Source organism: Bradyrhizobium sp. UFLA05-108 (genome assembly GCF_059803455.1).
This window is the reverse complement of the sequence record NZ_JBANAZ010000057.1, coordinates 1-22,864: the sequence shown is the minus strand read 5'-3', so window position 1 is coordinate 22,864 and position 22,864 is coordinate 1. Positions and strand designations below refer to the sequence as shown.

Sequence of the window (22,864 nt, the reverse complement as noted above, 5' to 3'; positions counted from 1 at the left end):
CGTCATGGCCGGGCTTGTCCCGGCCATCCACGCTTCAATCGCCGCCAAAACGCGCGGTCAAATAGCGCGCCTTGTCAGAGGTGATTTTCTCGACGATCGGGCCGAGCTGCGCTACCGCCTCACCGGCGTGGCTGTCGAGCAGCGAGTGGCAGGACTGAGCGGGCCAGCCCGGAACACCTTTGTCAGCGCCGAAGGCGCGCAGGACGGCGTCGGATAAAGTGGGGATGATGCTCCATGCGAGCACCGCCGAGAGCCGCACCAGATTCAGGCCCGTCCGTGTCACAACCGCCGCCCGTGCAGGATCCGACTTGATCGCAGTCCACGGCGCCGCCTGCTGGAGATAGGCGTTGGCCACACTCCAGAACGCCCGCGTCTCCGCGGCAGAGGCGCGGAACTCCAACGCTTCGTGATGCTGCCGCAGCGAAGCGATGCGCCGGTCAAGGTCGGCTGCCAGTGCGAGCTCAAGCCCGGAAGGCTTGCCGCCGTCCGGAATGCGGCCGTCGAAGGCAACATGCGCAAAGCTAATGATCCGATTGGCAAGATTTCCAAAGACGTCTGCGAGGTCTTTGTTCACATCAGTGATGAACCGCCTGACAGTGAAGTCCGTATCCGCGCTTTCCGGTGCGTTGGCGACCAGCCACCAGCGCCAGTAGTCGGCCGGCAGCGCCTCCAGGGCAGCGTCGGTGAAGACACCACGTTGTGCGCTGGTGGAGAACTTACCGCCCTCATGGGTGAGCCAATGAAAGCCCTTGATGACGTCGACCGTCTTCCAGGGTTCGTTCGATCCGATCAGCGTCGCGGGAAAGCTGACGGCGTGAAACGGCACATTGTCCTTGCCGAGAAACTGGATGTACCTGACATCGTCGGCCTGCCACCACCAGCGCTGCCAATCGCGGCATGGGCCGGCAGCGGCCCATTCCTGCGTCGCGGCAATGTAGCCGATCGGCGCGTCGAACCAGACATAAAATACCTTGTTCTCGAAACCGGCACGCGGCACTGGAATTCCCCAGGAGAGATCGCGCGTGATGCAGCGATCCCTCAGCGCCGCGGTCAACCAGCTCCTCGCCGTCGACACCACGAAGGGCGGCCAGCCCGCGCGACTGTCGATCCAGGCGCGCAATTTTCCGACGAGGAGGGACTGGCGCAAAAACAGATGCCCGGTTGCACGGATCTCGAGACCCGAGTCTCCCGAGAGCGCCGAACGCGGCGCGATCAGTTCGTCCGGGTCCAGCAGTGCACCGCAGGCATCGCACTGATCACCCCTCGCCTCACCGTGGCCGCAATGGGGACAGGTGCCGAGCACATAGCGGTCCGGCAGAAAACGCTGGTCGACCGGAGACCAGACCTGCTGTAATTCGCGCTCCTCAATCAATCCTGCCGCGTCGAGCTTGCGATAGAAGTGTTGCGTCAACGCGGCGTTCTGCGGCGATGACGTGCGGCCGAAATGGTCGAAAGAGAGATCGAAGCGGCGATAGATATCGGCCTGTATCGCGTGCTGCCGCGCACAGAAGTCGCCGATCTCCTGTCCCGCTCTGAGCGCGCCAAGTTCGGCCGGCGTGCCGTGCTCGTCCGTGGCGCAGACGAACAGCACATCGTCGCCGATCTGTCGCCTGAAGCGTGCGTGCACATCGGCGGGAAGCAGTGAGCCGACGAGATTTCCGAGATGTTTGACGCCGTTCACATAGGGCAGCGCACTGCTGATGAGAATTTTGGTCATGGGAAGCGCTCTTTTTTGCGTTGGAGTAGCGCTGAATCCGAAAGCAATAAAAAAAGCCCTCCCGCGGGACCGGAAGGGCTTGGATTCAGCTCACGCTCGGCACGCAATATGCGCGCACTATCCCATCCGGCAAACCTCCTCGCGGTCGGGCCGGGGCATTCGATTCAGGAATCGTGCGTTCCCAAAGATCACTGGCAATATCCTCTACCCCGCAAGGTAGCATCGTTTCGTGGACGCAATCAAGCCGGCTTACGGCTTCAATATCGACGCGCCCGTGGTGGCACGGCTTTCGAGATCGATATGCGCCTTCGCCGCGTCCTTCAATGCATAGGCGTGGTTGATCGGGACGTGCAGCTTGCCGCTGATCACGGCGGCGAACAGCGTATCGGCGCCTTCCAGCAATTCCGAGCGCTTGCCGATATAGTCGTTTAGCTTGGGCCGGGTCGCAAACAGCGAGCCGTGAGTGTTGAGCTCGGCGATCGCGAATGGCGGCACGGGTCCGGAGGCATTGCCAAATGAGACGAACATGCCGCGCGGCTTCAGGCAGGACAGCGAGCCGGGGAAAGTCGCCTTGCCGACGCCGTCATAGACGACGTCACAGCCTTCGTTGCGGCTGATTTGTTTGACGCGCGCGACGAAATCCTCCTCGTTGTAGAGGATGACGTGGTCGCAACCGTTGGCCTCTGCAAGCTCCGCCTTCTGGCGCGAGCCGACGGTGCCGATGACATGGGCCCCGAGCGCCCTCGCCCATTGGCAGGCGAGCAGGCCGATGCCGCCGGCGGCGGCATGGATCAGCACGCGATGATGTGGCTCGACCCTGAAGGTCTTGTGCAGGAGATACCAGACGGTGAGCCCCTTCAGCATCAGCACGGCGCCCTGCTCGTAGGTGATGTGGTCGGGCAGCTTGACGAGCCGCTCCCAGGGGATGTTGCGCTCGCCGGTGTAGGCACCGAGATTGTGGTAGTAGGCGACGCGGTCACCGGGGTGGAAATTCGTCACGCCGGGACCGACGGAGACCACCTCGCCCGCCGCCTCGTTGCCGGCGATGAAGGGAAGTCCCGGAGCCTTGTAGAGGCCGGTGCGGAAATAGACGTCGATGAAGTTCAACCCGACCGCGTGCTGGCGAATGCGCACCTCGCCCGGTCCCGGCGCCGGCACCTCGACGCTCTCATAGACCAGGACTTCGGGGCCTCCGACCTGGTGCACGCGGACGGCTTTGGTCATCACCTGACCTCCTCGTTCTTGTTGAGCGCAAGCGAAAGCCATCACGCCTGCGTTGTCAACTCGACGCAAGAAGCGGACCGGACAAACCGGCCTATTTGCCGGCCTTCCTGCGATTGCGCTTGGCCAACACGTTGAAGAATTCGACCGCCGCCGAGAACGCAATTGCGAAGTAGATGTAGCCGCGCGGAATGTGAAACTTGAATCCGTCGGCCACCAGCGCGACGCCGATCAGCACCAGAAATGCCAGCGCCAGCATCTTGGTGGTGGGATGCTCCGCAACAAATCGCGCCACCGGTCCCGAGGAAATGTACATCACGAGGCAGGCGATCACGACAGCCGCGATCATGATCTCCAGATCCTGCGCCATGCCGATTGCGGTGATGATGGAATCCAGCGAGAACACGATGTCGATGACGACGATCTGGGCGATCACCCAGAAGAAGGCCCGGCGGCCGGAATTGTCCTCGCCGTCCTCGTCATCCGCATCGACCTCGGCATGGATCTCGTGGGTCGCTTTCGCGATCAGGAACATGCCGCCGCCGATCAGGATGAGATCGCGCCAGGAGAAATCATACCCCCTGAGCGAGAACACCGGCTGGGTCAGGCCGATCAACCAGACGAGGACGCTGAGCAGGATGATGCGGAACACCAGGGCCAGCGCGAGCCCAATCTGACGGGCGCGATGCGCCTGTTTCTCGGGAATACGCGACACCATCACCGACAGGAAGATGACGTTGTCGATGCCGAGCACGATCTCGAGCGAGGTCAAGGTGAGAAGCGCGGCCCAGGCCTCCGGGCTGGTGATGAGATGCATCATGCGAAGGATCTAGCCATCCTGATCACGGCGTCGCTGCCGACAATCCAGAGCGCGATCGCGCACAGCGCGACCTTCACCGCAGTGGCGACCTGGAAATCCATCTCCAGCGCATAGAGGCCGAGCACGGCCCAGATCACGATCAACGTCATCGTGAGCCAGCGCAGCCGCACCACGCGGACCGGATGCAGCACGTGGAAGGGAACGAAGGTGAGGACGACCAGCGCCGCAACCAGCAGCGTCGACCACAATGGCGGCCAGTGCAACAGGAACAGATAGAACGCCGCAGCGTTCCACAGCGCCGGAAAGCCGCGGAAATGGTTGTCCTCTGCCTTCATGCGCAGGTCGGCGAAATAGAGCGCGCTGGTGACGATGATGGCGACCCCGAGCAGTGGCGCCGCGACGGGCAGGAGCAGGCCGCTCGCCACGATCGCATAGGCCGGCACGAACACATAGGTGACGAAATCGACCACGAGGTCGAGCACATCGCCCGACCAGTTCGGCTGCACGTTCTTGACGTTCAGCCTGCGCGCAATCGGCCCGTCGATCGCGTCGATGATCAGGGCGACGCCGAGCCACTGAAACATCGCCGCCCAATGCTCGCGCACGGCTTCCAGCATCGCCAGCAGCGCGACCGCGCCGCCGAACGCCGTGAAGATATGCACGGAGAAGGCCGCGGCACGGGCGGCCGGCGTGGGGTTGAGAGAATCCTGCGGGGTATCCATGGCTGGCGCAGTGCTATCAGAATGAGAACGATTTGCACATAAGGCGCGGCAATGTCCGGCCGTGCAATTCGCGACAAATTCGCGCGAAACAGCGGCTTGAAATTACCGCCGGGCATGTCAAATGTCCGGTCATGACAGATCTAGCAGCACCTTTTGACGCGGCCGTGATCGGCGGTGGACCGGCGGGCATCGCCGCGGCCATCGCGCTGGCGGAGACCGGCGCACGCACGGCGCTGGTGGCGCGGCGCGCGCCCTATTCCGACAACCGCACCACCGCGCTGCTCGGCGGCTCCGTTGAATTCCTGGACGGGCTCGGGATCTGGTCGCGCTGTAGCGACAAGTCCGCACCGCTCGAGGCGATGCGGCTTGTCGACGACACTGGCCGACTGATCCGCGCGCCCGAGGTGCGGTTCTCCTGCCATGAGATCGGTCTCGACGCGTTCGGCTACAACATCGACAACCGCTCGCTGATGCAGGCGCTGGAGGCGCGCGCCACCGAGCTTGCCAATCTCGTTCGCTTCGATGACGAGGCTGACAGCGTCCTCGCCGAGGCCGAGGCTGTCGCGATCCGCACCGCCGCGGGGCGGTATCTCACGGCGCACCTCGTGGTCGGCGCCGACGGCCGGCATTCACTGTGCCGCGAGGCCGCCGGCATCGACGTCACGCGGCGCGATCTGAAGCAGACGGCGCTGACCTTCAACGTCAGCCATTCCCGGCCGCATCGCAACGTCTCGACCGAGTTCCACACGCCGCATGGACCTTGCGTGTTCGTGCCGCTGCCGGGCGATCGAAGCAGCATCGTCTGGGTGACCTCGCCTGCGGAAGCCGAGCGGCTCAGGGCCCTGAGCGACGAGGAACTCTCGACGGCGATCGAGAAGCAATCGCATTCCATCCTGGGCCGGATGACCGTGGAACCGGGCCGCAACTTGTTTTCGCTAGCGATTGAGCGGCCGAAGGCTTTCGCCCGCGACCGCATCGCGCTCGTCGGCGAAGCGGCCCATGTGGTTCCCCCGATTGGCGCGCAGGGCCTCAATCTCGGCCTGCGGGATGCCGCCGATATGGCGAGGCTCGCCGGAGAGGCGATCGCGGCAGGCTGCGATCCCGGTGCTGACGAGGTGCTCAAGCGCTACGACTGGGCCCGTCGTCCCGACATTCTGAGCCGCACCTTCATGATCGATATGGCGAACCGTTCGCTGCTGAACGATTTCCTGCCGCTGCAGCCGGTCCGCGCCGTCGGCATGCACCTGCTCGGCGCCATCGGCCCGCTGCGGCGTCTCGCGATGCGTGAAGGATTGGCGCCAACGTGGCGACGGTAATTTGGCGGCTCACGGAAAAGCCAGCCGGCCGGTCTGGATGAACCACATCACGCTGGTCAACGTGACCACCGACGCAAACGTCCCGAGCAGCACCGCAACCGAGGCAGGCTCGATCCAGGCGTCATTCTGACGCGCGATGACGAACACGTTCAGCGCCGGCGGCAGCGAGGCCATCAGCACGGCGGTCGCGGCCCAGGGTTGCGCGAACGGCCCGAACGCCAGCATCAGCGCGAACGAAGTGAGCGGATGGATCAGCAACTTGACCGCGATCACACCTGGCACCTCCCATGGGACTCGATCGAAAGGCCGCAGCGCCACGGTGACGCCGAGTACGAACAGTGCCGTAGGAGCTGCGGCATTTTGCAGGAAGGTGATGGTGCGATCGAGCGCGACCGGAAGCTCGATATGGAGCGCCGCAACAGCCGCGCCAAAGCAGGCCGACATAATCAAAGGGTTGAGCAGGATCTGCTTCAGCACGACGCCAAAGGCGTGCAGGATCGAGGGATGATCGCGGTCGGAGAGCTCGATCAGGAGCGGCACGATCGTGAAGAGGAAGATGCTGTCGCAGCAGAAGATCAGCGCGGTCGGCGCCGCAGCCTTCGGTCCGAGCACCGCAAGCGCGAGCCCCGGGCCCATATAGCCGATATTGCCATAGCCGCCGGAGAGCCCCGCAAGCGTTGCCTCGCGCAGCGACAGCCGGCCAAGGACCCTTCCGACAATGAGCGCAATGCTGAACGCCGCAACCGTCGACAGCGTGGTCGCAACGAGGAACGGCGGGTTGTTCAGCTCGGAGAACGGCGTCTTCGACATGATCGCAAAGAGCAGTGCCGGCAACGACACGTAGAGTAGGAAAAAGTTCATCCAGGCGAGGCCTGACTCGGGCAGGGACTTGGCCTTACCGCAGGCGAAACCGACGAAGATCAGGCCGAAATAAGGTAGGGCCAGATTGAGGATATCGACCATTTATGAAGTGATTTCTAAGGTAATCGGGGCTATCCGCCCCGCCTCCGCGGGTTAATTCCAAGCAAGGGCACTAGCATCGGCCACAATCCTGGTCTATCGACGAAGCATGATTAAAGCGCGGACCGCCAAATTCCAGATCGGACAGGTCGTGCGCCACCGGATCTTCTCGTTCCGGGGCGTGATCTTCGACATCGATCCGGAATTCAACAACACCGAGGAATGGTGGCTGTCGATCCCTGAGGAGGTCCGGCCCCACAAGGATCAGCCGTTCTACCACCTGCTGGCGGAAAACGCGGAGTCGGAATACGTCGCCTACGTGTCCGAGCAGAACCTGTTGCCCGATGATTCCGGCGAGCCGATCCGGCATTCGCAGGTCGCCGAGATCTTCGTGAAGGACAAGTCGGGAGGCTATCGCCCGCGCAATCCGTCGCTCAATTGATCCGTTTCGAATTCGGCCAATCAAGCCAATAAAAAAAGGCGCTCAATCGAGCGCCTTTTTCGTGTTCCGCGTTGGCCCGATCACTTCTGGGCCGAAGGTGCGGGCGTCGCCTGACCGCTCTGCTCGAGCTTCTTGCGCTGCTCGTCGGCCTTCTTCTGAAGCTCTTCCTGGAGCTTCTTCTGGTTCTCTTCGAACACCTTCGGATCGGTCGGCGGACCGTCATAGGCCTTGGCGAACTCACCTGCCAGCGGCAGCGGCAGCGTCAGCGGCGCGCCATTGGCGTTGATCGCCTGAACCACCAGGTTCTGGCCCTTCTTCAGGTTGTTGATGAGTTCGGCGGTCGCCTCATAGTCCGACATGCAGCCGTTCGCGAAGCAGATCACATAGGGGCTCTGCAGCGGCGGATTGTTGTCGACGATGATGCGCGTGCCGTGAACGAGCTGCATGCCGAGCGGCAGCGTGACGCGAAGAATCTTCTTCGGCTCGCCTTCCGGCTCGATGATCACGGCGGCGATCACCGGCTGGCCGGACTCGATGCGGCCGTCCTTTCCGGTGAAGCAGACCTGCTTGGCATTGGCGTCCTGGCCCTTCAGGCAGAACTTGGTCCAGGGCGCGTAGATCAGCTGGACCTGCTGCTGTTGCTGATCGGCGGGCGGTGCGCCGGCTGGCGGAGCGCCGGCGGCGGGTGCCTGACCCTGAGCCTGCGGCGCCGGTGCGGCGGGCGCGGGCGCCTTGGGAGCTGCCTTCGGCGCGGCTTTCGGAGCTGCCTTCGGCGCCGCCGGAGCAGGCGTTGCGGTCTGAGCCTGGACGGCGAACGGAACAACCAGTGCCGAGGCCGTCAAAAGGGCGAGAAGGCGCCCGCGCGGCCGGACCGACGCGGCCAAAATACGGAAATTCATTGCGGAAAACCCTTTCTGAACGGGAAGTGCCCGAACCGCTCCTAAGCACCGATACTGAGCCGCCTTGGCGCGGCTGTCTCCCCATCAATAGAGGCGGAAACGTGACAAGTTCGACGCTCCTGCGCGATTGCCCGCCTTCTTAACGTGGCGGACGAAAAGATCAATGCCGACAAGCATGTTTGAAGTGGGCAGAGAGGCTTAAGACGAAGGCATATGCTAGGGTTTGGGCGTGACCGGTCTCCGAATCAATCCGCGCGCCGTTGTTCATGTCTAAGTGCCTGCGCTTAGCCGCCGCGGCCTGCGTAGCGCTTGCTCTCGCGGGCTTGAGGTCCGTCCCGGCCAAAGCGGACGAAAGCTACGCCATTGCTATGCATGGCAAGCCTGCGCTGTCGCCCGATTTCACCCACATGCCCTACGCCAACCCCGATGCGCCCAAGGGCGGCCGGCTGATTTGGTCGGTGCTCGGCACCTTCGACAGCCTCAATCCGTTCATTGTCAGGGGCATCGCGGTCCAGCAAGTCCGCAGCTACGTCATCGAAAGCCTGCTGGCACGCGGCAATGACGAGGCTTTCACGCTGTATGGCCTGCTCGCGAAGACGGTCGAAACCGACAACGACCGGACTTACGTGACATTCCACCTCGATCCGCGCGCGCGGTTCTCCGACGGAACACCGGTCCTCGCCGAGGACGTGCTGTTCTCCTGGCAACTCCTGCGTGACCATGGCCGGCCCAACCACCGGCAATACTACGCCAAGGTCGCCAAGGCGGAGACGCCGGATCCCCTCACCGTTCGCTTCGATCTCACTGGCGCCAACGACAGGGAACTGCCGCTGATCCTCGGTCTGATGCCGATCTTGCCCAGGCACGCGGTGGATGTCGCAACCTTCGAGGAGACGACGATGATCGGCCCGACCGGCTCGGGCCCCTATCGCGTCAGCGCGGTCAAGCCCGGCACCAGCGTGACGCTGACCCGAAATCCCGACTATTGGGGCCGCGACCTGCCGGTCAATCGCGGCCTCTACAATTTCGACGAGATCAGGCTCGATTATTATCGCGAGGCCAACGGCCAGTTCGAAGCCTTCAAGCGCGGCCTCTATGACTTTCGCGTCGAGACCGAGCCGCTGCGCTGGCACGACGCATACGACTTCCCGGCCGTCAAGACCGGCGCAGTGATCCGCGACACCATCAAGCCGGGTTTGCCGCAGCCCTCGGAATTTCTGGTGTTCAACACCCGCCGCCCGATGTTTGCCGACATTCGCGTTCGGCAGGCATTGACGCTGCTGTTCGACTTCGAGCTGGTCAACCGCAGCTACTTCTTCGGGCTCTATTCGCGCGTAGCCGGCTACTTCGCGGGCTCGGACCTCTCCGCCTATGGCCGCCCGGCCGACGCGCGCGAGCAGGAACTTCTGAAGCCGTACGCGGCGCAGATCCGGCCGGACGTCATGGACGGCAGCTACCGCCTGCCCGTGACAGACGGCTCGGGGCGTGACCGCGCCACGCTGCGCGCGGCACTGAAGCTCTTGTCGGAGGCGGGCTACGATCTCGACGGCACGGTGCTGCGCAACCGCGCGACGAAAGCGCCCTTCACCTTCGAGATACTGGTAAGCACGCGCGACCAGGAGCGCATTGCGCTCGCCTTCGCACGTGACCTCAAGCGAGCCGGCATCGAGCCGACCGTGCGCTCGGTCGATCCGGTGCAGTTCGACCAGCGCCGGCTCGGATACGAGTTCGACATGATCCAGAACCGCTGGGACCAATCACTCTCGCCGGGCAACGAGCAATCGTTCTACTGGGGCAGCGCCGCCGCCGACAATCCCGGCACCCGCAACTACATGGGCGCAAAGGACCCGGCTGTCGACGCAATGATCGCAGCCCTGCTGGAGGCCCGTGATCATACGGAATTCGTCTCCGCCGTCCGGGCGCTCGACCGTGCCTTGATCGCCGGCTTCTACACGATCCCCCTGTTTAACGTATCGGAGCAATGGATCGCGCGTTGGAATCGGATAGAACGGCCATCGGCTATCGCGTTATCCGGTTATCTGCCGGAGACCTGGTGGCAGAAGGTGGACGCCCCGAGCAAGTAAAAAGGCAACCAGCAAGCGACGTGATGCCGTGAACCAGCCAGCCGTATCGCCGACGCTCGACACGCTGTTCCAGCGGACGCTGACCCGCCAGCCACATGCGCCTGCGCTGTACGATCCCATCAACAAGATTCGCATCACCGGGCATCTGCCGAGACGCTTGACCTATGCCGAAGCCGATCGGGCGATCGAGGCGCTGTCGGCCCATTTCGTCGAGTCCGGCCTGCCGGCCAACTCCGTCATCGCCGTGCAACTGCCGAGCACCGTCGAGTTCGTGCTCACGGTGCTCGCGGCGCAGCGCGCCGGCCTCGTCGTCGCCGTGCTACCGCTACTCTGGCGGCACGCGGAGCTGACCGCGGCGCTCAACCGCACCGCCGCACGTGCGATCGTCACCATGAGCAAGGTCGACGGTGTCATCTACGCCGATCTCGCGATGCATGCCGCGGCAGAAGCCTTCTCTATCCGTCACGTCTGCGGCTTCGGCACCGATCTGCCCGAAGGCATGGCCTCGCTCGACGACGTTCTTTCGCGCGCGCCCGGCACGACTCGTAGCGTCATCCAGGACGGCCGCAAGGCAGCGATGATTTCCTTCGACGTCACGGCGGAAGGCTTTCGTCCGGTACCGCGGCCGCATTTCAGCATCATCGCGGGCGGGCTCGCGATGTCGCTCGAAGCCGACATTCCGCAGGGTGCGACCATCATGTCGGCGTTCACGCCGATGTCGTTTGCCGGCCTCGCCTCCTCGCTTGCGATCTGGCTCCTGTCTGGCGGAACGCTGGCGCTGCATCATCCCTTCGACAGCGAGGTGCTGGAGCAGCAAGTCAACGAGCAAGGTTGCGATGTGCTGATCGTGCCCGCCCCGCTGGCCTCGCGGCTTGGGGAAGCCGATCTCGCGGCGCGGATGCCGGGCTTGCGAAACGTCATCGGCCTGTGGCGCGCGCCGGAACAGGTCGCGGCGAGCGACGCCTGGATCGCGCCGCATGCGCCACTGACGGACGTCTACTTGTTCGGCGAGGCCGGCCTGTTCGGAGTGCGGCGCGGCGAGGACGGCATGCCCGTGCCGGTGATGCCAGGGCCGCATGGCGCCCCGCGCGAGCAGTCGGGCTCCTCTGTTGCGGGCGAAATCCTGCTGACACCGAAAGGCACGCTCGGCCTGCGTGGGCCGATGGTGCCGATTGCGGCCTACGCCCCGCCGCAACCGCTCGGCGACACCCTGTCGGCGCAGCCGCCGCGCGACTATGTCGACACCGGCTACGCCGCGCGGCTCGATCGCCCAAGCGGTGCGATCTGCATCACGGCGCCCCCCTCCGGCATCATGGCCGTCGGCGGCTATCGCTTTCTGTCCAACGATTTGCAGGAGTGGGCGCGCCGGCTTGGTCAGGGCGCCCTGCTCACGGCGCTGCCAGACCGGCTCTCGGGGCACCGTCTGGCCGGCCGCGCCCAGGACAACGCAAGGGCCCGCGAAGCGCTCGGCGAACTCGGGCTTAACCCCCTGATGGTCGAGGCTTTTCGCGACCGCACCGGGCCCGGTTGAAGCGCTTTTCATCGCTTCCGTTGACCGGGCATTAAGGCGGCCGGACTAGATTGCGCGGCATTCGTGTACGTAATCAGAGCTTGAGATGTCCCAGGCGGGCCCAATCCTCTTTGTGTCCAATGGTCAGCGGCCGGCCTTCATTTCGGCGCTCGATGGGGCCCGGCTTTTCCCCGTCATCGACAGCGATTGGGCGAGCGCGGCACGCGCCGTCGAAGAGGTCCAGCCAGCCGCTGTCGTCGGGGCGCTTGCCGGTGGGCATGAGCCGCATCTTGCCGCGGTCGCAAAAGTGATCGCTCAGCAGACGCTTTACCTGCCGCTGATCATCGTCGATCCCCAGACAGCCCTGCCCCATAACGCGCTGCCGTTCACGCTGAGCGGCAACAATTCCGACCACCTCATCGCGCGGCTGCGCGCCGCCATGCGCGTCCGCACGCTGCACGCGACCGTGCTGCGCCGCCTGCCGGAGGCAAAGGTCTCGCTGCCCGACTCCGACCCCGCGCGCGACGCTACGGTGCTGCTGATCGGCCGCGGCTCCGCCTATCCGGCGCTGTCGGTCGCACTCGGCGAGCGCGTGGGCGTAATCGGGGCTCTCAGCATCGAAGCCGCTGCAAAGCATCTCAACACCCGCGACATCGACGGCGTCGTGCTTGCCGAAGGCTTCACCGCGCGCGTTGCGGACGCCTTCCTCACTGTGCTTGCGGAAGACACCCGCTTTCGCAACATGCCCGTGATCGTCACCGCGCATCAGCTCACCCAGGCTTACGACCTGCCCAACCTCGAGCTCATCTCCGGCGAGCCGGCACAGATCGCCGCCAACGCGCTGCCGCTGATCCGTCAGCACGCGATGGAGGCGCAGTTCAGCCGCACGCTGCGCTCGATCGACGCCGGCGGCTGGCTCGATCCGCGCAGCGGCCTGCTCACGCCGGAAGCCTTTGCCCGCGATTTCTCCAAGGCAGTCGAGCAGACGCTCGCCCGCGGCGGCGGCCTGTCGGTGGCGCGCTTTGCTTTCGATGCCCATAATCCACGCGCGCAGTTAGACGCCGCGCGGATCCTGAGCCGGCTGATGCGGCAGATGGATTTCGGTGCCGCTCAGAAGGACGGCTCCGTCATCGTGGTGTTCGCTGAGACCGACTTCCGGACCGCTCACATGATCGCCCGCCGCCTCTCCGCCGTGATGCGCCACACCTCCAACGGCAAACGCGAGCCGCGCAGCGAGCCCGTCGTCAGCGTGGATTCGCTGGCGCCGTCGGATACGGCAAGATCGCTGCTCGCTCGTCTCTCTGCTGAGGCGCCGCGCGCGGCGTCGTAGCTATTCTCTCGATGCCGTAGGGTGGGCAAAGGCGCATAGCGCCGTGCCCACCATCTCTCCACGAAGGTGACAGAAGAGGTGGGCACGCTTCGCTTTGCCCACCCTACGGCTACAGCACCTCCCTTCGCGTCGCCTACGCCGCCTTCTTGCTCGTGGCGAGCTGCGCGAGCTGGCGCAGGATCTCGGTCGTACCGGCAAGCCGCTCCTCCGGCGTCTCCCAATCCTGGAAGAACACCACCTTCATGTCGGGCCGCACCTTCGCGGCCTCGCCGTGGCTGCGAATGAACGACACCAGCCGGTCCGGATGCGCAAAGGAGTTGTCGCGGAAGACGATGACCGCGCCCTTCGGACCGGCATCGACCTTCTCGACATTCGCGCGCCGGCAATAGGCCTTGATCGCCGCGACCTTGAAGAGATAGCGCACCTCGTCGGGCAAGACGCCAAAACGGTCGCGCATCTCGGCGGCAAAGTTCTCGATCTCCTCCTCGGTGTCGAGATCGGCGAGCCGCCGGTAGAGCGACAGCCGCACCGACAGGTCGCCGACGTAATCTTCGGGAATGAGCACGGGCATGCCGATCGTGATCGACGGCGACCAGCGGTCGGCCGCAGGCTCGGAAACGCCGGCCTTGAGGTTGACGATCGCCTCTTCCAGCATCGATTGGTAGAGCTCGAAACCGACCTCCTTGATATGGCCGGACTGCTCCTCGCCGAGCAGATTACCAGCGCCGCGGATGTCGAGGTCGTGCGAGGCGAGCTGGAAGCCGGCGCCGAGCGTCTCCAGTGATTGCAGCACGGTGAGCCGCCGCTCGGCCTGCGCGGTGATCTTCTGCTGCGCCGGCAGCGTGAACAGCGCATAGGCGCGCAGCTTCGACCGGCCGACGCGGCCGCGGAGCTGGTAGAGCTGGGCAAGGCCGAACATGTCGGCGCGATGCACGATCAGCGTGTTGGCATTGGGGATGTCGAGGCCGGACTCGACGATCGTGGTCGAGAGCAGGATGTCGAACTTGCCGTCGTAGAACGCCGTCATGATGTCCTCGATCACCGCGGGCGGCATCTGCCCGTGCGCGACCGCGACCTTCATCTCCGGCACGTTCTTGTCGAGGAAGTCCTTGACCTCGGCCAAGTCATCGATCCGCGGCACCACGTAGAACGCCTGTCCGCCGCGATAGCGCTCGCGCAGCAGTGCCTCGCGGATCATCAGGGGATCATGCGGGGCGACGAAGGTGCGAACCGCGAGGCGGTCGACCGGCGGCGAGGCGATGATCGAGAGCTCGCGCACGCCGGTCAGCGCGAGTTGGAGCGTGCGCGGGATCGGCGTCGCCGACAGCGTCAGCACGTGCACCTCGGAGCGGAGTGCTTTCAACCGCTCCTTGTGGCTGACGCCAAAGTGCTGCTCCTCGTCGACGATGAGCAGGCCAAGGTCGCGGAACTTGATCGCCTTGCCGAGCAGCGCGTGGGTACCGACAACGATGTCGACCGATCCGTCGGTGATGCCCTTCTTGACCTGGTTGAGCTGCTTGGTCGGGATCAGGCGCGAGGCCTGCGCGACCTGCACCGGGAAGCCGCGGAAACGTTCGGTGAAGGTCTTGTGGTGCTGGCGGGCAAGCAGCGTGGTCGGCACGACAACCGCGACCTGCTTGCCTTCGAGCGCGACCGCAAAGGCCGCGCGCAAGGCGACCTCCGTCTTGCCGAAGCCGACGTCACCGCAGATAAGGCGGTCCATCGGACGGCCCTTTTCGAGGTCCTTCAGGGTGGACTCGATCGCGCCCAACTGGTCCTCGGTCTCATCATAGGGGAAGCGCGCGCAGAACTCGTCATAGAGGCCTGGCTGCACCGGTAGCTTTGGCGCTTCGTGGAGTTGGCGCTCCGCGGCGATCTTGATCAATTCGCCCGCAATCTCGCGGATGCGGTTCTTCAGCTTGGCCTTGCGGGTCTGCCAGCCGCTTCCGCCGAGGCGATCGAGCTCGACCGTCGTCTGGTCGGAGCCGTAGCGCGAGAGCAGCTCGATGTTCTCGACCGGCAGGAACAGTTTTGTCTCGGCGGCATAATGCAGTTCGAGACAGTCATGCGGCGCGCCACCGACCTCCAGCGTCTGCAAGCCGATGAAACGGCCGATGCCGTGATCGACGTGGACGACAATGTCGCCGGCGCTAAGGCTCGTCACCTCAGAGATGAAATTGTCGAGCTTGCGGCTCGCCTTGCGCGGCCGCACCAGGCGGTCGCCCAGGATGTCCTGCTCGCTGATGATGGCGATCTCGTCGGTCTCGAACCCGCTTTCCAGGCCCAGCACGGCGAGCATGGTCTCGTTGCGCGGCGTCGCCTGCACGGTTCGCCAGTTATTGACGCTGGTCGTATGCGTCAGCTTGTGGTCGCGCAGCATCGAGGTCATGCGGTCGCGCGAGCCTTCGGTCCAGAGCGCAACGACGACTTTTTTGCGTTGGGCCTGCATGGCCATCACATGCGCGACCACCGCTTCGAAGACGTTGACGGTGGAATCGTTGCGCTCCGGCGCAAAGTCGCGGCCCTTGCGCGCGCCGGCATCGATGACGCTGGTGCCGTCCGCGGGCACCGAGAACTGCGTCAGCCGCACCAGCGGGATCGCGCCTTCGCGCTTTCCCCACTCCTCTTCGGTCAGATACAGCCTGTCAGGCGGCAGCGGCTTGTAGACGGCGCCACCGGTCGGATGCTCCAGCGCATCGCGGCGCGCCTCGTAGTAGTCGAGAATCTGCTTGAAGCGTTCGCGGATCGCGTCCTCGGCCTGCGGCTCGATCGCGACGGCAGCGCCTTGCAGATAGTCGAACAGGGTGTCCATCCGCTCCTGGAACAGCGGCAGCCAATGCTCCATGCCGGGATGGCGGCGGCCTTCGCTGACGGCCTCGTAGAGCGCATCGTCACGCTCGGGCGCACCAAACTCGGCGACGTAGCCCATGCGGAAGCGGCGGATGGTTTCGGTGACGAGCTGGAATTCCGAGATCGGCACCAGGTCGAGCGAGCGCATGTCGAGCAGCGTGCGCTGCGTCTCGGCGTCGAAGGAGCGGATCGACTCCAGGCTGTCGCCGAAGAAGTCGAAGCGGACGGGCTGGTCGAGGCCGGCCGGGAACAGGTCGAGGATGCCGCCGCGCACGGCATATTCGCCGGGCTCGCGCACGGTCGAGGAGCGGCTATAGCCGTTGTGCTCCAGCCAGGCGACGATGGTGTCCATCGGCACGACATTGCCAGGCGCAAGCGACAGCGCCTGCGCCGCCACCAGATCGCGTGAGGGCACGCGCTGCACGACGGCGTTGACGGTGGTCAGCACGATCAGCGGCTTGTCGCTGCCGGTGAGCGAGGCGAGCCGCGCGAGCGTCGTCAGGCGCTGGGCCAGGATGCCGCCATGCGGCGAGACGCGGTCATAGGGTTGGCAGTCCCAGGCCGGGAACTGGAGCACCGGCAGGTCGGGCGCGAAGAATTGCAGCGCGCGTTCGAGCTGCTGCATGCGCGGCCCGTCACGGCAGATCACTGCCAGGCTGACCGCTGACTTCTTGGGCCGAGCCGCGATGGCGCGGGCGAGATCGGAGACGACGAGCCCCTCGGCACCCTCGGCGACGTTGGCAAGCGTCAGCACACGGCCGGGCGCGAGCAATTCGGCCGGCGATTTCAACCCCTGTTTCATGAATTGCCATCCGCGACCGGGAACGCCTTGATGCGCGCAAACAGCGCGCCGGTGACATCGGCCGGCAGCACCTTGTCGCCGGTGATGGCAGCATAGAGATCGGGATCGTTGACCTCGAGCAGGCGCTCGAGTTCGGTCAGCTCCCTATCGGAGAGATTGCCGATCTCGGCGTCCGCAAAGCGACCGAGGATGAGGTCCATCTCGCGCGTGCCGCGGTGCCAGCAGCGGAACAGAAGCCGCTTGCGGCGCTCGTCCAGGCCGCCGCTCGATCGTGTCGTTCCCGTCATTTCTAGTGAATCCAGTCAAACGCCAAAAGCCCGGACGTGCCGGGCGGGGGTGATATAGCGGCTGAGGCGACCGCTGTCAGCCCTTTGTTGCAGCGGCTCACGGTACTCAAATCATCATGGCCCGGGCCGCTCGCCCGATGAAAAAAGCCGTGGATGCCCGGCATAAAGCCGGGCATGACGGGCAGGAACGATCCTAGATTCATCTCATGCGCCCCAGCCTGCTCAATCCGCTGTTTGCTCTCGTGACCAGCCTGCCCGGCGTCGGACCGAAGCAGGACAAGCTGTTGCGCTATCTGCTTGGCCGCGATGAGACGCCGCGGCTGGTCGATCTCCTGCTGCACCTGCCGAGCAAGGTCATCGACCGCCGGGCGCGGCCAAAGATTCGCGACGCCGTCCAGGGAACCATGGTGACGCTGGAGGTGACTATCGATCGTCATCGCCCACCGCCGCCGCGCAATGCGCGTGCGCCCTACCTGGTCTACGCCAGCGACGATACCGGCGACGTCGTGCTGACCTTCTTCCGCGCCAAGCCCGGCTATGTTGAAAAGCTGCTGCCGGTCGGCGAGAAGCGCTACGTCTCCGGCACGCTTCAGATGTATGACGGCATCCCACAGATCGTGCATCCCGACCGCGTGCTGGACGAGGCGTCCATCGCAAAGCTCTCCGGCATCGATCCCGTCTATCCCCTGACAGAGGGCCTGGCGCTCGGCTCGCTGCGCCGCGCGATCGCCCAGGCGCTGCAAAAGCTGCCGTCCCTGCCGGAATGGATCAGCCCCGAGGTGATGCGCCGCTGCCGCTTCCCGCCCATCACGGAAGCGCTCACCCGTGTGCACCAGCCGGTCGAGCTCACGGACGTGCTGCCGGACCAGCCGTTCTGGTCGCGCCTTGCCTTCGACGAGCTGCTCGCCGGCCAGCTCGCGCTGGCGCTGATCCGCGCGCAATTGCGCAGGCCCGCCGGCGTGCGCAATGCCGGCGATGGCCATTTGCGCAACACGATCATCGACGCCCTGCCCTATGCGCTGACGCCGTCGCAGCGTAACGCCGCGGCCGCGATCGCCGACGATTTGAAGCAACCCGTGCGCATGCTGCGGCTGCTTCAGGGTGACGTCGGCTCCGGCAAGACCGTGGTGGCACTGCTGGCTGCCGCCGCCGTCGCCGAAGTCGGCAAGCAGGCCGCGTTGATGGCGCCGACCGAAATCCTGGCACGCCAGCACATCAAGACCATCGCCCCACTCGCCGAGCGCGCGGGCTTGCGAGTTGCGATCCTCACCGGCCGCGAGAAAGGCAAGGAACGGCGCGACATCCTCGCGCAACTGGCCGAAGGCGAGATCGATCTTCTGGTCGGAACTCACGCACTGATCCAGGACGACGTGATCTTCAGGGCGCTCGCGCTTGCGGTCGTGGACGAGCAGCATCGCTTCGGCGTGCGCGAGCGACTGGCCTTGACGTCGAAGGGCGAAGCGGTCGACGTGCTGGTGCTGAGCGCCACTCCCATCCCGCGCACGCTGGTCTTGACCTATTTCGGCGACATGGACGTCAGCGAGCTGCGGGAGAAGCCGGCGGGCCGGCAGCCGATCGACACCCGCGCGGTGCCGATGAGCCGGCTCTCGGAGGTCATGGACGGCGTCGCCCGCGCGCTGCAATCCGGCAAGCTGGTCTACTGGATCTGCCCTTTGGTTGAGGAATCCGAGGCGGAGGGCACCGAGCATCTGACCAATGCGACGAAACGCTTCGAGAGCCTGCAAGAGCGTTTTGGCGATCGGGTCGGCCTGGTCCACGGCCAGATGAAAGGCACGGAGAAGGACCGCGTGATGGCGCAGTTCGCCGCCCACGAGATCGGACTTCTGGTCGCCACCACCGTCGTCGAGGTCGGAGTCGACGTGCCGGCTGCAACGATCATGGTGATCGAGAACGCCGAGCGCTTTGGTCTTGCGCAACTACACCAGTTGCGTGGCCGTATCGGACGCGGCTCGGAAGCCTCTACCTGCCTCCTGCTCTACTCGGAGCCTCTCGGCGAGATGTCGAAAGCGCGGCTGAGGGTGATCCGCGAGACCACGGACGGTTTTCGGATTGCCGAGGAGGATCTGAAACTGCGCGGCGAAGGCGACGTGCTCGGCGTGCGCCAGAGCGGCCTGCCCGGCTACCGCATCGCGCGCTCGGAGTTCCACAGCCAGCTTATCACGCAGGCCCGCGACGAGGCGCTACGGATCATGAAGGACAATCCGAAGCTGAGCGACGAGCGCGGCGAAGCGCTGCGCTGCCTGCTGTATCTCTACGAGCGGGACGAGGCGATCCCGCTGATCGGGGCGGGTTGATGCTCGTCGGCCTACCTTGTCCCCGTCAGTGGCGGGCCGACCAAAGGTTGGAATGGGCCCGTATGAACCTGCAATGCTCGGCTTCGGTCGAATCATTGGCCGGAAACATGCACTCGAGCCGCAGCTCCTCTGCAGTGACCGTCTGCGGCGTTCCGACCGTTGTGAGCATGGAGAAATAATCCAGCGTCACGCTGTCCTTGACGAAGGTGAGCGGAATCATCGGCATGGCGTCACCCGGCGATGGCGCGCGCCATTCCGGCTTCACGCCCGGATATCGCGACAATTCCGCCAGAAGGGCCTTCATCCTGTCGTTGATGACGCGTCCGACCGCCTCGCGATACACGCGCGCGAGCAATCCCCGGGCCGTCTCCGGCCAATTCGCCACGAAGGGACGCATGCCTTCCGGATCGAACATGAGGTGCAGCAAGTTCCGCGGGGTCGGTCGTGCGGACATGTCGATGAAGCAGTTGAACAGCTGCGGTGCGGCCTCATTGGTCATCAACACGTTCCAATGCCGGTCCATGACGATGGCTGGAAAGGGCTCGTGCTGACGCAGCATGCGTTGCAAGGCACGGTTGATGCTCGTCATGGCGGGCGCATCGAGGGCGGGATCGGAATAAGACGGCGCCTAGCCGGCGGCGAGCAGCAGCTCGTTTCTTTCGCGGAGCGGCACATCGAGGGCCTGGGCAAGATCGAGCAACATTTGGCGGCTCGGGATGCTGCGGCCACTCTCCACAAAGCTGATGTGCTTCTGCGAGACACCGGCATCGAACGACAGATCGAGCTGCGTCATGCCGCGAATATCCCGCCATTGGCGCAGGAGAGCGCCCGCCGAAGTGGCGCCTGTCTTGATGTCGCTGGCCATCGCTTTCATTTCGCGCAGTCCTTCTTGTCGATTTGCAGCTTCGTCAATGCGCGTCAGCAGTGGAGGTGCCCCGGCTGCCCCGGGGCACCCTCGCGCCGCCGATCTGAGCTGGATCAACCAAAGGCAACCGGGCCTACTGCACCGACCCAGCGACGCACCTTGGTGTCGTCCTTCTCGTCCATGTAGAAGAAATGGGTCATCGTGGGATGCACCGTAGCCGCCGACCGGTCATCGGGAGTCATGTCCACGACACCGCAAAACACCTTCAGTGAACCGGCATCCCAATATTCGGTGACATGATGCAGCGCAGTGAACCCGGTGTCGATGAAGGCCTTCAGATTGGTGCGGATTGCCTCGCGTCCCTTCCAATCAGCCACACCGAGGTTGCAGACGGCATCCTCGGTGAAGCAGTCAAAGCCCTTTCCGAAGGTTTTGTCGTCGATCTCCTTCCACATGTCGAGGAGCCATTGCGGCGGCTCCTTTCTCGTGAACATGACTTGCATGTCTCTCTCCTGATACAGTGACACAAGCTCGCCAGAAAGCTTCGTTGGATGCTCCGTGGCTGGCGAAGGATCAGGAGAGTAGTCGGACAGAGAATTGGCTCAATTACATGCCAGGTAATAAAGCGAACACCAAACCGCCGGCAACCTAGCCCTTCTTTTCCGTGCTCTTTTCAGCGAACGCCTTCAGCAGCTTTGCATCTGCCGCCTCGCCTTTCGCGTCCTCGGCGAGATGGTCAAACCAGCGCGCAAAACCCTCATAGATTTGACTTGCCGGATGGTCCGGTCCGAGGAAACCGGAAATCTCCCGCATCTCCGCGACCCAGCGATAGCTCTTCGGGATCATGTCCGGCAGCGCGGTGGATAGCCGCGCCAAAATCGCAGGCTGGCTGAGCGCGAGCTCGTCGCGCAGCGCATCGGCAGCGCCGGCCTTGGTGGCCGCGAGCACCATGGCCGAGCCGATTCCGGCGAGACCCTTGACGATACCTGCGTAGGACATTTTCAGCGCGGAGGCCGCGCCGACAGGGCCTTGGACGATCCGCAGGTCGAGACCGAGCTCTTTCAGCACGGCCAGATCCTTTGCGTGCTCGCCGGACGCATAGAACGCCGGCCCCTTGCTGCCCGGCTGCGGCGGGAAGCCGATGATGCCGGCATCGACGAACGGCGCCTGCGCCGAGCCGATGATCTCCTCAATCCCCAGCACAGTATCGACGTTGACCGCGTTGCAGTCGACGACCAGCGGCTTCTTCTCCCGCCTCACGATCACCGCGGCCAACCGCTCGGCGAGCGCCACGGCCTCGCCCGGAGGCACGATCGACAGTATGATATCGCAGCCCGCGATATCGGCATCCTCGGCGGCGATCATGCCCGCCTCCGCGGCGCGCTTTGCGGTTTGCTCGCTGCGCCCCTTCAGCGAGGTCAGTACGCGCGCGCCGTTTTCACTCAGGCGGCGGGCGACCGCGCTGCCCATGGCGCCGGGTGCGAGGATCGCGATGGTTGGGGACATGGCTCACTCCAGTTGGAATGCGAAAGCGATCTGCGTTTCGTCATCTGGAATGATAGCAGAGTGAGGGAACCGCAAAACGAATGCCGGCCATCCCGCGGCGGAATGACTGACGCTCATTCCACCTTGACGGGCTCGGGGCGCACGGCGGCGGCATTGGCGATGCGGGCGGCGTTCGCCACACCCGCGAGGGCTGCGATCTTCTTCGGATCGGGACTCGATCCCGGCTGCACCACGCCCGCCGACATGATCAGCGTCGCAGCATCTTCCGCGCTCAACTCGACCTCGATGATCTTGCTCTTGGGCACGTAGAAGAAGAAGCCCGTGGTCGGGTTGGGCGAGCAAGGCAGGAACACCGAGACGTGCTCCTCCTGTCCCGGCAGGCTGCGGGAGATGTCCTCGCTCGGCGATTGCGAGATCAGCACGATCGACCACATGCCCGGCGAGGGAAACTCGACCAGGCCGACTTTCCGGAAGCTCGAGCCCTTACCCGAGAACAGCGTCTCGAACACCTGCTTCAGGCCGCGGTAGATGGCGCGCACGGCCGGGATTCGGCCGAGGAAGGTCTCGCCGACATCGACCAGCGTCCGGCCGATCAGATTGGCAGCGAGGAAGCCGACCAGCGTCAGCGTGAAGAATGCGACAATCAGTCCCCAGCCGGGAACACCGTACGGCAGATAGGTTTCCGGCCGATAGGCCAGCGGCACGAACGGCCGCACCACCCCGTCGACCCAGGTGACGAACCACCAGACCAGGTAGAGGGTGATCGCGATCGGACCCGTAACGACGAGCCCGGTGAGGAAATAGTTGCGGAAACGGCCCATTAGGCCGGTATGCGGCTCCGGGGGCAGGTCTTCGGCAGGCGCAGGCGGGGACGCGTCGTCACGGGCGGTCATTCGGGTTCCAGGTCGGTCGCAGCACTCTAGCTAGGGTCTTCTAGCAGATTTTTGAAGGTGCAAGGCGACCGCGCCTGCTCTCCTTCTGTGCCCGGCCCGCCTATTCGACGGTCACCGATTTGGCGAGATTGCGCGGCTGGTCGACATCGGTGCCCATCACCACTGCCGTATGGTAGGCCAAAAGTTGCACGGGAACGGCATACACCATCGGCGTGAAGGCTGCCGCCATGTCGGGCATGACGATGGTGACGAGCGAATCGACCGTCGCCTCCGCCGCGCCCTTGGCGTCCGTCATCAGGATGATGTTGCCGCCGCGGGCGGCGAC

The 22,864-nt window shown here is 64.6% G+C and carries 19 protein-coding genes and 1 pseudogene; 6 read left to right on the top strand and 14 right to left on the bottom strand.

What is annotated here, in order from left to right:
* Window positions 1–34: 34 nt before the first annotated feature.
* The 4 genes from metG to pcsA form a co-directional block, all read right to left on the bottom strand.
* On the bottom strand, window positions 35–1,717 hold the full coding sequence (metG, locus tag SO140_RS32815) for a methionine--tRNA ligase (RefSeq protein WP_449381716.1): 1,683 nt from the start codon (window positions 1,715–1,717) through the stop codon (window positions 35–37).
* Window positions 1,718–1,966: 249 nt separating this feature from the next.
* Entirely contained in the window at window positions 1,967–2,941 is a 975-nt protein-coding gene (locus SO140_RS32810; RefSeq protein ID WP_449381717.1) for a quinone oxidoreductase family protein, read from the bottom strand.
* Between the two features lie 91 nt (window positions 2,942–3,032).
* Window positions 3,033–3,758, bottom strand: a complete 726-nt coding sequence (locus tag SO140_RS32805) for a TerC family protein (protein ID WP_449381718.1) — start codon at window positions 3,756–3,758, stop codon at window positions 3,033–3,035.
* The gene (gene pcsA / locus SO140_RS32800; protein WP_449381719.1) at window positions 3,755–4,480 is read right to left on the bottom strand and encodes a phosphatidylcholine synthase; all 726 of its coding nucleotides are present in this window, start codon (window positions 4,478–4,480) and stop codon (window positions 3,755–3,757) included. The genes SO140_RS32805 and pcsA overlap by 4 nt, the downstream gene beginning before the upstream one ends.
* A gap of 131 nt (window positions 4,481–4,611) precedes the next feature.
* Between pcsA and SO140_RS32795 the strand changes: the two genes are divergently transcribed.
* Window positions 4,612–5,796 carry a UbiH/UbiF family hydroxylase gene (locus tag SO140_RS32795; protein WP_449381720.1) on the top strand — a complete coding sequence of 395 codons (1,185 nt, stop codon included), beginning with the start codon at window positions 4,612–4,614 and terminating at the stop codon, window positions 5,794–5,796.
* A 9-nt stretch (window positions 5,797–5,805) separates the two neighbouring features.
* On the opposite strand, the gene SO140_RS32790 is transcribed toward SO140_RS32795, so the two are convergent.
* Complete coding sequence (locus SO140_RS32790) at window positions 5,806–6,759, bottom strand: AEC family transporter (protein ID WP_449381721.1); 954 nt, start codon at window positions 6,757–6,759, stop codon at window positions 5,806–5,808.
* 106 nt (window positions 6,760–6,865) lie between these two features.
* On the opposite strand from SO140_RS32790, the gene hspQ reads away from it, so the two are divergent.
* Window positions 6,866–7,198 carry a heat shock protein HspQ gene (hspQ, locus tag SO140_RS32785; RefSeq protein ID WP_027523411.1) on the top strand — a complete coding sequence of 111 codons (333 nt, stop codon included), beginning with the start codon at window positions 6,866–6,868 and terminating at the stop codon, window positions 7,196–7,198.
* Between the two features lie 80 nt (window positions 7,199–7,278).
* On the opposite strand, the gene SO140_RS32780 is transcribed toward hspQ, so the two are convergent.
* Window positions 7,279–8,097, bottom strand: coding sequence for an invasion associated locus B family protein (locus SO140_RS32780; RefSeq protein WP_449381722.1), 819 nt, complete (start codon window positions 8,095–8,097; stop codon window positions 7,279–7,281).
* Between the two features lie 266 nt (window positions 8,098–8,363).
* Between SO140_RS32780 and SO140_RS32775 the strand changes: the two genes are divergently transcribed.
* From SO140_RS32775 to SO140_RS32765, 3 genes are all read left to right on the top strand, one after another.
* Window positions 8,364–10,181, top strand: a complete 1,818-nt coding sequence (locus tag SO140_RS32775; protein WP_449381723.1) for an extracellular solute-binding protein — start codon at window positions 8,364–8,366, stop codon at window positions 10,179–10,181.
* Between the two features lie 28 nt (window positions 10,182–10,209).
* Entirely contained in the window at window positions 10,210–11,712 is a 1,503-nt protein-coding gene (locus tag SO140_RS32770) for an AMP-binding protein (protein WP_449381724.1), read from the top strand.
* 85 nt (window positions 11,713–11,797) lie between these two features.
* Window positions 11,798–13,021 (top strand): GGDEF domain-containing protein, encoded by a 1,224-nt coding sequence (locus SO140_RS32765; RefSeq protein WP_498540675.1) that lies wholly within the window; start codon window positions 11,798–11,800, stop codon window positions 13,019–13,021.
* 133 nt (window positions 13,022–13,154) lie between these two features.
* On the opposite strand, the gene mfd is transcribed toward SO140_RS32765, so the two are convergent.
* Together mfd and SO140_RS32755 are read right to left on the bottom strand one after the other, a co-directional pair.
* Window positions 13,155–16,673, bottom strand: coding sequence for a transcription-repair coupling factor (gene mfd / locus SO140_RS32760; protein ID WP_498540676.1), 3,519 nt, complete (start codon window positions 16,671–16,673; stop codon window positions 13,155–13,157).
* Window positions 16,670–16,960, bottom strand: a complete 291-nt coding sequence (locus SO140_RS32755; protein WP_449381727.1) for an FAD assembly factor SdhE — start codon at window positions 16,958–16,960, stop codon at window positions 16,670–16,672. Before SO140_RS32755 ends, mfd begins: the two co-directional genes overlap by 4 nt.
* Before the next feature lie 206 nt (window positions 16,961–17,166).
* Between SO140_RS32755 and recG the strand changes: the two genes are divergently transcribed.
* Window positions 17,167–19,275: an ATP-dependent DNA helicase RecG gene (gene recG / locus SO140_RS32750; protein ID WP_449381728.1), complete on the top strand. Its 2,109-nt coding sequence runs from the start codon at window positions 17,167–17,169 to the stop codon at window positions 19,273–19,275.
* Between the two features lie 25 nt (window positions 19,276–19,300).
* On the opposite strand, the gene SO140_RS32745 is transcribed toward recG, so the two are convergent.
* The 6 genes and pseudogenes from SO140_RS32745 to SO140_RS32720 form a co-directional block, all read right to left on the bottom strand.
* Window positions 19,301–19,864 carry an MmyB family transcriptional regulator gene (locus tag SO140_RS32745; protein ID WP_449381729.1) on the bottom strand — a complete coding sequence of 188 codons (564 nt, stop codon included), beginning with the start codon at window positions 19,862–19,864 and terminating at the stop codon, window positions 19,301–19,303.
* A gap of 39 nt (window positions 19,865–19,903) precedes the next feature.
* Window positions 19,904–20,140, bottom strand: coding sequence for a helix-turn-helix domain-containing protein (locus SO140_RS32740; protein WP_449381730.1), 237 nt, complete (start codon window positions 20,138–20,140; stop codon window positions 19,904–19,906).
* Between the two features lie 113 nt (window positions 20,141–20,253).
* Window positions 20,254–20,643 carry a nuclear transport factor 2 family protein gene (locus SO140_RS32735; protein WP_449381731.1) on the bottom strand — a complete coding sequence of 130 codons (390 nt, stop codon included), beginning with the start codon at window positions 20,641–20,643 and terminating at the stop codon, window positions 20,254–20,256.
* Window positions 20,644–20,788: 145 nt separating this feature from the next.
* Window positions 20,789–21,646, bottom strand: a complete 858-nt coding sequence (locus SO140_RS32730; RefSeq protein WP_449381732.1) for an NAD(P)-dependent oxidoreductase — start codon at window positions 21,644–21,646, stop codon at window positions 20,789–20,791.
* Window positions 21,647–21,759: 113 nt separating this feature from the next.
* Entirely contained in the window at window positions 21,760–22,539 is a 780-nt protein-coding gene (locus SO140_RS32725) for a DUF502 domain-containing protein (RefSeq protein ID WP_449381733.1), read from the bottom strand.
* Between the two features lie 100 nt (window positions 22,540–22,639).
* A pseudogene (locus tag SO140_RS32720) lies at window positions 22,640–22,864 on the bottom strand (glutamine--fructose-6-phosphate transaminase (isomerizing)); the annotation flags it as partial.